This is a genomic window from Dokdonella sp., assembly GCF_049593775.1.
Lineage (GTDB): Bacteria > Pseudomonadota > Gammaproteobacteria > Xanthomonadales > Rhodanobacteraceae > Dokdonella.
On record NZ_JBAWHJ010000439.1, the window covers coordinates 1 to 8170 of the forward strand.

Sequence of the window (8170 nt, forward strand, 5' to 3'; positions counted from 1 at the left end):
CTCCGGCGCTGAATGAAACCGATGGCGCCCCATGTTGTCTGTGTGGGTGCCCTGTTGACCTGTTCCCCGTGCGACCCGGCGCAACCCCGCGCCCGGCCAGCCGGCTGGCACTATGCCGGGTCGATGCAGAATGCCCCCTGTACACCGATGTCGCTCCACAACCACGGATATTGTTCATGTACCGCATCCCGATTTCCCGCTCCCTGACGTTCCGATTCCTGTTGGCACTGGCCGCGTGGCTGCCATTGGCGGCGGCCCAGGCCGGCCTTCCGCCGGCGGTCGACGGACAGCCGCTGCCGACCCTGGCGCCGATGATCGACCGGGTCACGCCAGCGGTGGTCAATATCAATACGCGCACGCGGGTCCAGGTGCGCGATCCGTTCTTCAACGATCCGATGTTCCGGCGCTTCTTCAACGTACCCAACCAGCCGCGGGAACGGATCCAGCAATCGCTGGGCTCGGGCGTGATCGTTGATGCGTCGAAAGGCTATGTGCTGACCAACAACCATGTGATCCAGGGCGCGGACGACATCGATGTCACCCTGCATGACAACCGCACGGTCAAGGCACGCGTGATCGGCTCCGATCCCGATACCGACCTGACCGTGCTGCAGATTCCCGCCGAGAATCTTCAGGCTGTCCCGCTGGCGGCCTCCAGGGACCTGCGCGTCGGCGACTTCGTGGTCGCGATCGGTGATCCGTTCGGCCTGGGCCAGACCGTCACCTCGGGCATCGTCTCGGCGCTGGACCGGACCGGGCTGAGCCGCGGCTACCAGAACTTCATCCAGACCGATGCCTCGATCAATCCGGGCAACTCCGGCGGCGCCCTGGTCAATCTGCGTGGCGAGCTGGTCGGCATCAATTCCATGATCTTTTCGCCATCCGGTGCCAGCGTGGGGATCGGCTTTGCCATTCCCAGCGACCTCGCGGCAAGCGTGATGCGCCAGCTCGTCGAGTTTGGCGAGGTGAAGCGCGGCGCGCTGGGCGTCGATACCCAGGACATCACCGCAGAGATCGCCCGGATGCTTGCCATCGATGCCGGCAAGGGCACCGTCGTGACGCGGGTCCGCAATGCGACCCCGGCCGCCGATGCCGGCCTGCGCCCCGGCGACGTGATCACCAGCATCAACGAAAAGGCAATCGGATCCAGCAAGGACCTGCACAACATCGAAGGCCTGACCCCTGTCGGCACCTCGCTGCGCGTCGGCGTGCTGCGCGATGGCAAGCCGCTGGTGGTCACCATGACCCTCAAGGCCAATTCGACGGTCAGCGTACGCGGCGTGGATCTCGACGAACGCCTGGCCGGGGTGCAACTGGCCGACCTGAGCAAGGACCAGCAGCGGCCCGGTCTCAGCGGCAGCGTGATCAAGGGCATCGAGCCATCAAGCCGCGCTTACGCCCGTGGCCTGCGCAAGGGAGACGTGATCATCGGGGCCAACCAGCGCAATATCGAGGACAGCGATGATCTTGCCGCCCTGCTGGAGCGCACGCCGCGCCAGCTCATGCTGACCGTGGTTCGCGGCTCGACCGTCTTCTACCTGTTGTTGCAATGATGTCGGCGCCACCTGCCGATCGGTGAAGCCGGACAATGCCGGCCGTGCCTCCAGCCCAGTGTTTCGGGTACGTGGCCGGCCAAATCCTTGCTGCAACCCGCCGCTTGTTGTCGACACTCCAGATCCGCGACCCAGCCCCGAGGACGACGCCCCGAATGAAGATCATCGAATCGTTTCACGATGCGCTCAAGCAGGGCATCACTGCGGACATCTTCAACAACCTGCGCAACCTGGTCACCTGCACGCTGATCCTCGCGGCGGCGATGACCGCGCCCATGCATCACCAGTCAGTCACCCTCTTCGGCAGCCTCAGCTGGTACATGGGCAGCCTCATCGCCCTCGTGGCGATCCTGCTGGCCGCCCTCAACCTGTATGACGGGGCCTATCGAATCATCAGGCGCGGCAAGCACGGATCGGTGGTGATCCTGTTCGTGGTGGTCTACGTGGCGATCTCGATCCGGATCGGTCAACTGGTCTGGGAACTGAGATACCTCAGGTTCTGATCATCCGGGAATCACCGGCCTGCCCTGCGGATGGCCGCACACCCGCGCCTCCGCCCGCATCCTGGTGCTGCAGCCAATGGCTGCCGACTCACTTGCGCCGCAAGCGCTCGAATGAGAACAGTCGCGCACAGGGATGCGTCTTGCCCTGGATCGTGTCGCGGATGATGTCCGCGCCAATGGCGCTGTAGGTGATGCCATTGCCGCCGTACGCCATGGCGAAATGTACACGCGGACCATACTGCTGATGCGGGCCGAAGAACGGCAGGCCATCCTTCGTTTCGGCGAACGTGCCGGCCCAGGAAAATGCAACGTCGAGCGTTAGCGCAGGGAACCAGGCGTTGAACTTCCGCTTCAGGGTTTCGGATTTCTTCCCGACGCTGGCATCGCGCTTGAGCGGGATGTCGATCGAATCGTCTTCGCCACCGATGATGAGTCGATGATCCAGCGTGCTTCGCGCATACAGGTAGGGCCGCGCGGATTCCCACACCATGCAATTGGCGAGGAAGCCGGGATCGGGCATCGGATCGCTGGCGAATGCATAGCTGCTGCGATTGCGCGCGACACGCTCTGACAGGAACCCCTGCGACTCGTACCCGGCAGCCATGACCACATGCTTGCAACGAACGCGCTTTCCATTTGCAAGGGTGACGTTCACGCCGCGCGGCGTTGGCGAGAGTTCCTTGAGGCAGGTTCGTTCGAAGACCCGGACACCCTTGCCTGTCGCGTCCTTCAGCAGGCGTCTGGCCAGTTGCACGGGATCAACTTCCGCCGCCACAGCGGACAACAGGCCGACGCCTGCATCGAGTCCGAAGCGCTGCTGGAGCTCGGAATTGTCCAGGCACTCCAGCGCAAAGCCCTGCTCCTTGCGCAGCTTGCCTTCACGGCGCACGCGCCGGTCGTGATACCAGTGGCTGGAGAAATACAGGCTCTGCATCGGTCGCGAGTCGACATCGCGCATCGGTCGCGTCAGTCGAGTCAGCGATTCGACGGCCTGTTCACAGGCGCGGTAGGCGAGCACGGCGTCGTCGATGCCGAACGTTCGTGCCAGCGACTGCAGCTCGACGTCGATTTCGTATTGCAACAAGGCCGTACTTGCCGCCGTGCTGCCCCAGCCGACCTGACGCTTGTCGATCAGGCACACCTGCATGCCCGCATCGACGAGTGCCCGGGCAATCAGGGCCGCCGTGATCCCTGCGCCGACGATGAGCACGTCGCAGCGATGGTCATCAGTGAGCGGCGGATGAAATTCCGCCTGAGCATTCTTCAGCATCCAGAACGGAGAGCCACTCTTGAGATCCATGCGCGTCGCCAACACCAGGGTACGGACGCGAATCCTCGTCTGCCGACCATGAATCGCAACCAAAAGCGTGAGGTGATCGCTGAACCGGCGTTCATCCGCCCGGGTTCCGTACTCGCGAATCATGGCGAACCATGCGGTAGCGCTGGACAGCCAAGCGTGACGCTTCCAAACGCGAGCTAAACGCGCATTCGTGCGGCCAGCAAAATTCACGAATCGTTTTGCTCTGACCGGTTCTATTGGCGCGACCAACGGCTCACCCGAGTCCGGCCAACAGGAGAAGCGACATGCAACGCAAATTCAATGATAGCCAGGTCCATGAATTGCTCTATCAGGCGCTGGAAACCGAGCGTGGCGGCATCAAGATCTATACCACTGCACTGAAGGCAGCCGTGAACAAGGACTTGCACAAGGAATGGTCGGGCTATCTTGAGGAGACGCAGACGCACGAGAGTGTGCTGACCCATGTATTCGACGAACTCGGACTCGACACTGAAGCGCAGTCCCCGGGACGATCAGTGGTCGCCCACATCGGTGAGTCCCTGGTCAAGGCCATGGAAATGGCGCTGCGCGATGGCGATCCGGACGCCGCGCAACTCGTGGCAGGGGAATGCGTGGTTCTTGCCGAGACCAAGGATCATCTGAACTGGGAACTCATTGGCCATGTGGCCAAGCACGCCAGCGGCGATGTCGCCCGTGTACTCAAGAAAGCCTACGAGGCGGTCGAGGAAGACGAAGACCATCACCTGTACCACACGACCGGATGGACACGGGAACTGTGGATCGACTCGCTGGGATTTCCGGCCGTGCTTCCGCCACCGGAAGAGGTCAAGAATGTCGAAACGGCAATCGGGGCTTCGCGCGCCGAACACGCTCGCGAATCCATGCTCAAATCCTGAGCGTCCCTGAATGCTTCGGAGCAACACTGCACCACGATCACCCCCTCGGCTGCCAGGCCGAGGGGGTGCGTTTTTACCCGGGTAGCGTGACGGGATTCGCACTCTACGCAGCAGGCCACGCGCGGCTTGATGGCTGTTCAGGAATGATCGCTTAGCGTGTGCAGTGGAAACCAGAGTCGATTCCCACGGAGACAACCATGAACCAGGAACACCTTGTCGGGCAGGAACCTCAACTGCACGAAAGCCTCTCTCCCCGATCCACCATCCAATACCCGCCGCCGCCCGAGCTTGGCGATGTGATCGATGCGCTGGACGACGCGGCTGCCTCGCTGAAATCCGTAGTGCGCAGCCAGACACGATCGGTCGTCGACGAAGTGGGCCAATACGTGCGTGCGCAACCCTTGATGGCTCTCGCGATTGCCGGTAGCGTGGGCTATCTGATCGCGCGAATCAGGCGATAGCAAGGCACACGCAAGCAAACGATGCAGCGCAATCTGTTCAAGCGGATCCTGGACGCAGTCACGGACTTCATTTCCCATGACCCGCTGACCCTGGCCGCATCAATCGCGTTCTACACCGCACTTTCATTTGCACCGCTGATCGTGATCAGCCTGTGGTCGGCAACGCAACTGTCGCCCGGGGCGGAGAAAGGCCTGATCGATCAGCTCGGTATCCTGCTCGGCAGCCAGGTGCGCACGAGCGCGGAGACCGTGCTGGAGAACGCCAGGGACAGCCCGTTTCAAGCCTCCACCACCGGCATGCTCAGCCTGGTCGCCCTGGCGATATCGGCAACCACGGCTTTCGCCCAGTTGCAGGCTTCGATCAACGCAGTCTGGGGCACTGCCGGGAAACCGAGCAATGCTGTCTGGGCGTGGATTCGCCGACGCCTGCTTTCGTTCGGCATGCTTGCAGTCATTGGCTTCCTGCTGATGATCACCCTGATTGCGAGCAGCGCAATCGAACTGGTGCTTACCCGCCAGAGCGAAATGTGGTCGGTGATCAATGAGCTCATCACTCTGGCGCTGTTCACGCTGGGCTTTGGCCTGCTGTTTCGCTTCGTTCCCGACGCACGCCTTCCCTATCGCTACACCTTCATGGGCGGCTTTCTGACTGCACTCCTGTTCGAGGTCGGCAAGTGGGCCCTTGGCGCCTATCTCGCATCGACCACGACGGCGGACGCCTACGGCGCAGCAAGCTCGCTGATCCTCTTGCTGATCTGGGTCTACTACAGCTCGCTGATCGTGCTGGTCGGCGCCGCGCTGACCCGGCACATCGCCGAGGCATTCATCGGACCGATCGAATCGACATGATGCGGAGCGAAGGCATCCGCTTGAAGGTTCGGCCGATTCCTGCGTCCTGCCGAACCTGGCCGATATGCCGCCAGGGACGGCATCGCGCCTTGCAGCCAGGCCACGGGCTTGCCGAAGCCGGAGAGGCGCGAACTTGAGTCACGCGCTGGCGCGGTGAAATCCCCGCCGTTGACCCTGAATCGACCACCCGGCGGTATGCGAAAAAAGAAGGAGTCGGCCGATAAGCCGGGTTTTGTCGTGGGCAGCCATTCCTCTGGATCCTGCGTCGCCGCAGGATTCAAGCAACCAACCCGGGAGCGACGCGGGCCGCGCCATAGCTCCCCTATTTGGTCTTGCTCCAGGTGGGGTTTGCCGTGCCATGCGGCGTTAGCCCCGCATGCGGTGTGCTCTTACCACGCCGTTTCACCCTTACCACGCACATCCGAGGATGCCGTTCGGCGGTTTGTTTTCTGTTGCACTTTCCGTCAGCTTGCGCCGCCCAGGCGTTACCTGGCACCTTGCCCTGCGGAGCCCGGACTTTCCTCGCCGTGCCGAAACACGTCGCGACTGCCTGGCCGACTCCAGCGCGCAGTTTAGCCCGGATGTGCTGGCTCGTCGCCGGAAATCGAACAACGGGATCATTTGCGGAAGCCCGACACTGAACCGGGCCAGTGCAAAGACCCCTGGGCGGGCACGTCCTGACGACGGGCATCAGCCGGGATCCGACCATTCATTGAGGCTTGCGCCGCGCTTCGGCTATGCTGCCGCGCTGCGCCAAGCGCCTTTTCCGTCCCGCCGAGCCTCCCTTGATCAAGACACAGTCCGAAGTGGTGCAGAAATCCTTCTGGCGTGCGGTCATGTTCGCAGTGACGGTGGCCGCGCTGAATTTCGGTCTTTGGGCATTCCTCAATCGCCCGACCCAGATCGATGACTGGAGCGGCCGCGTCGAAGGCATGGCCTTCAGTGCATTCCAGCGCTATCAGGATCCGACCAAGGATCTTTTCCCCAGCGAGGCCGAATTGGCCAGCGATATCCGCATGCTCTCGCGCCACACCAAGCGCCTGCGCACCTACTCCTCGGTCGAGAGCCCGCAGATCCCGCGTCTGGCCGCGTTCTACGACATGGAAGTGCTGTCCGGCGCCTGGATCGACCGGCGCATGCGCAACAACGAAGCCGAACTCGAGGCGCTGATCGCGCTTTCGCGCAAGCACGACAACATCACCCGGGCGATGGTCGGCAACGAAACCATCCTGCGCGGTGATGTCAGCGTCGACCAGTTGATCAACTACATCGATCGCGCACGCGCGCAACTGAAGATCCCGGTATCGACCGCCGAACCGTTCTTTGTCTGGGAGCGCAATCCGAAGCTGGCCGAACACGTCGACTTCATCAGCGTGCACCTGCTGCCGTACTGGGAAAAAATCCCGCGCAAGGACGCCATCAATTTCACTCTCGGGCAGTACAACCGCCTCAAGGAACTGTTTCCGAACAAGCCCGTGATCATCGGCGAAATCGGCTGGCCGTCGAACGGAGATCGCAAGGAATACGCGCAACCCTCGATCGAGAACGAAGCCCAGTTCCTGCGCGAATGGTTCAACGTGGCCGAGCGCGAAGGTATCGACTACTACGTCATGGAGGCGATCGACCAGCCCTGGAAAGAGGACATCGGTGGTCGCGCGGAAGCCTACTGGGGCCTGTTCAACGCCGCCCGCGAGCCGAAGTTTTCATTGACCGGCAAGGTGGTCGAAGACCCGACCTGGTGGATCAAGGCGCTGGCCGCTTCCCTGCTCGCGCTGATTCCGATGTTCTGGTTTGCCCGACATTTCATGCGCTTCCTCGTAACCGGCATCTTCTTCTATCTGGGTTTGATCCAGCTATCGGCATCGGTCGTGATCTGGTCGATCAGCGTACCGCTGGCGTTCTACCTGAGCCCGCTCGACTGGAGCATGTTCCTGCTCCTCGTGCCGGCACAGCTCGCCATCATCCTGGTGCTGCTGATCAATGGATTCGAATTCACCGAGGTGCTGTGGCGGCCGCGCTGGCTGCGCCATTACGGCTTGCTCGAGCCTTCGGCGGCGGATCAGCAGCCCTTCGTTTCCATCCACCTGGCCTGCTGCAACGAGCCACCGGAAATGGTCATGTTGACGCTGGATTCACTGGCAGCGCTTGACTACGCAAATTACGAAGTCCTCGTTATCGACAACAACACCAAACGCGAAGAGGTGTGGAAGCCGGTCGAGGAATACTGCGCAAAGCTCGGCGCGAGGTTCCGGTTCTTCCATCTGAATCCATGGCCGGGATTCAAGGCCGGCGCGCTCAACTTCGGGCTCGAGCAGACTGATCCGCGCACCGAAGTGGTCGCAGTTGTCGACGCTGACTATGTCGTACGCAAGGACTGGCTAAGCGCCCTGACCGGCTACTTCCTTGATCCGAAAGTAGCCGTCGTGCAGTGTCCGCAGGCGCATCGCGATTTCGAGGGCAATGCATTCCGGCGCATGACAGCATGGGAATACGATGGCTTCTTCCGCATCGGCATGCATCATCGCAACGAGCGCAATGCGATCATCCAGCACGGCACGATGACCATGGTGCGCAAGGACTTGCTGGTCGGCACCGGCTCGTGGTCGGA

The 8170-nt window shown here is 62.1% G+C and carries 7 protein-coding genes and 1 other RNA gene; 6 read left to right on the forward strand and 2 right to left on the reverse strand.

The genetic code is table 11. The features are described 5' to 3' along the window. Nucleotides 1-176 precede the first annotated feature (176 nt). Together WBP53_RS15100 and WBP53_RS15105 are read left to right on the forward strand one after the other, a co-directional pair. The gene (locus WBP53_RS15100) at nucleotides 177-1553 is read left to right on the forward strand and encodes a Do family serine endopeptidase (RefSeq protein WP_423930377.1); all 1377 of its coding nucleotides are present in this window, start codon (nucleotides 177-179) and stop codon (nucleotides 1551-1553) included. 155 nt (nucleotides 1554-1708) lie between these two features. After that, nucleotides 1709-2056: a hypothetical protein gene (locus WBP53_RS15105; RefSeq protein WP_423930379.1), complete on the forward strand. Its 348-nt coding sequence runs from the start codon at nucleotides 1709-1711 to the stop codon at nucleotides 2054-2056. A gap of 88 nt (nucleotides 2057-2144) precedes the next feature. Here WBP53_RS15105 and WBP53_RS15110 read toward each other — a convergent pair whose 3' ends face one another. Next, nucleotides 2145-3356 carry an NAD(P)/FAD-dependent oxidoreductase gene (locus WBP53_RS15110; protein WP_423930387.1) on the reverse strand — a complete coding sequence of 404 codons (1212 nt, stop codon included), beginning with the start codon at nucleotides 3354-3356 and terminating at the stop codon, nucleotides 2145-2147. Between the two features lie 284 nt (nucleotides 3357-3640). Between WBP53_RS15110 and WBP53_RS15115 the strand changes: the two genes are divergently transcribed. The 3 genes from WBP53_RS15115 to WBP53_RS15125 all read left to right on the forward strand — a co-directional run bounded on the left by WBP53_RS15115 (nucleotide 3641) and on the right by WBP53_RS15125 (nucleotide 5562). Then, nucleotides 3641-4252 carry a hypothetical protein gene (locus WBP53_RS15115; RefSeq protein ID WP_423930381.1) on the forward strand — a complete coding sequence of 204 codons (612 nt, stop codon included), beginning with the start codon at nucleotides 3641-3643 and terminating at the stop codon, nucleotides 4250-4252. A 197-nt stretch (nucleotides 4253-4449) separates the two neighbouring features. Then, nucleotides 4450-4713, forward strand: coding sequence for a hypothetical protein (locus tag WBP53_RS15120; RefSeq protein ID WP_423930383.1), 264 nt, complete (start codon nucleotides 4450-4452; stop codon nucleotides 4711-4713). A gap of 21 nt (nucleotides 4714-4734) precedes the next feature. Continuing rightward, complete coding sequence (locus WBP53_RS15125; protein ID WP_423930385.1) at nucleotides 4735-5562, forward strand: YihY/virulence factor BrkB family protein; 828 nt, start codon at nucleotides 4735-4737, stop codon at nucleotides 5560-5562. A 205-nt stretch (nucleotides 5563-5767) separates the two neighbouring features. On the opposite strand, the gene rnpB is transcribed toward WBP53_RS15125, so the two are convergent. Beyond that, an RNA gene (gene rnpB / locus WBP53_RS15130) (RNase P RNA component class A) lies at nucleotides 5768-6124 on the reverse strand. A 274-nt stretch (nucleotides 6125-6398) separates the two neighbouring features. On the opposite strand from rnpB, the gene WBP53_RS15135 reads away from it, so the two are divergent. Further along, a partial coding sequence (locus WBP53_RS15135) for a glycosyltransferase (protein WP_423930389.1) occupies nucleotides 6399-8170 on the forward strand: 1772 nt, incomplete at its 3' end.

Bases quoted from the DNA above. Each gene is read 5' to 3' on its own strand.
- WBP53_RS15100 (WP_423930377.1), top strand. From the start codon at position 177: ATGTACCGCATCCCGATTTCCCGCTCCCTGACGTTCCGATTCCTGTTG.
- WBP53_RS15115 (WP_423930381.1), top strand. From the start codon at position 3,641: ATGCAACGCAAATTCAATGATAGCCAGGTCCATGAATTGCTCTATCAG.
- WBP53_RS15120 (WP_423930383.1), top strand. From the start codon at position 4,450: ATGAACCAGGAACACCTTGTCGGGCAGGAACCTCAACTGCACGAAAGC.
- WBP53_RS15110 (WP_423930387.1), bottom strand. From the start codon at position 3,356: ATGGATCTCAAGAGTGGCTCTCCGTTCTGGATGCTGAAGAATGCTCAG.
- WBP53_RS15125 (WP_423930385.1), top strand. From the start codon at position 4,735: ATGCAGCGCAATCTGTTCAAGCGGATCCTGGACGCAGTCACGGACTTC.
- WBP53_RS15105 (WP_423930379.1), top strand. From the start codon at position 1,709: ATGAAGATCATCGAATCGTTTCACGATGCGCTCAAGCAGGGCATCACT.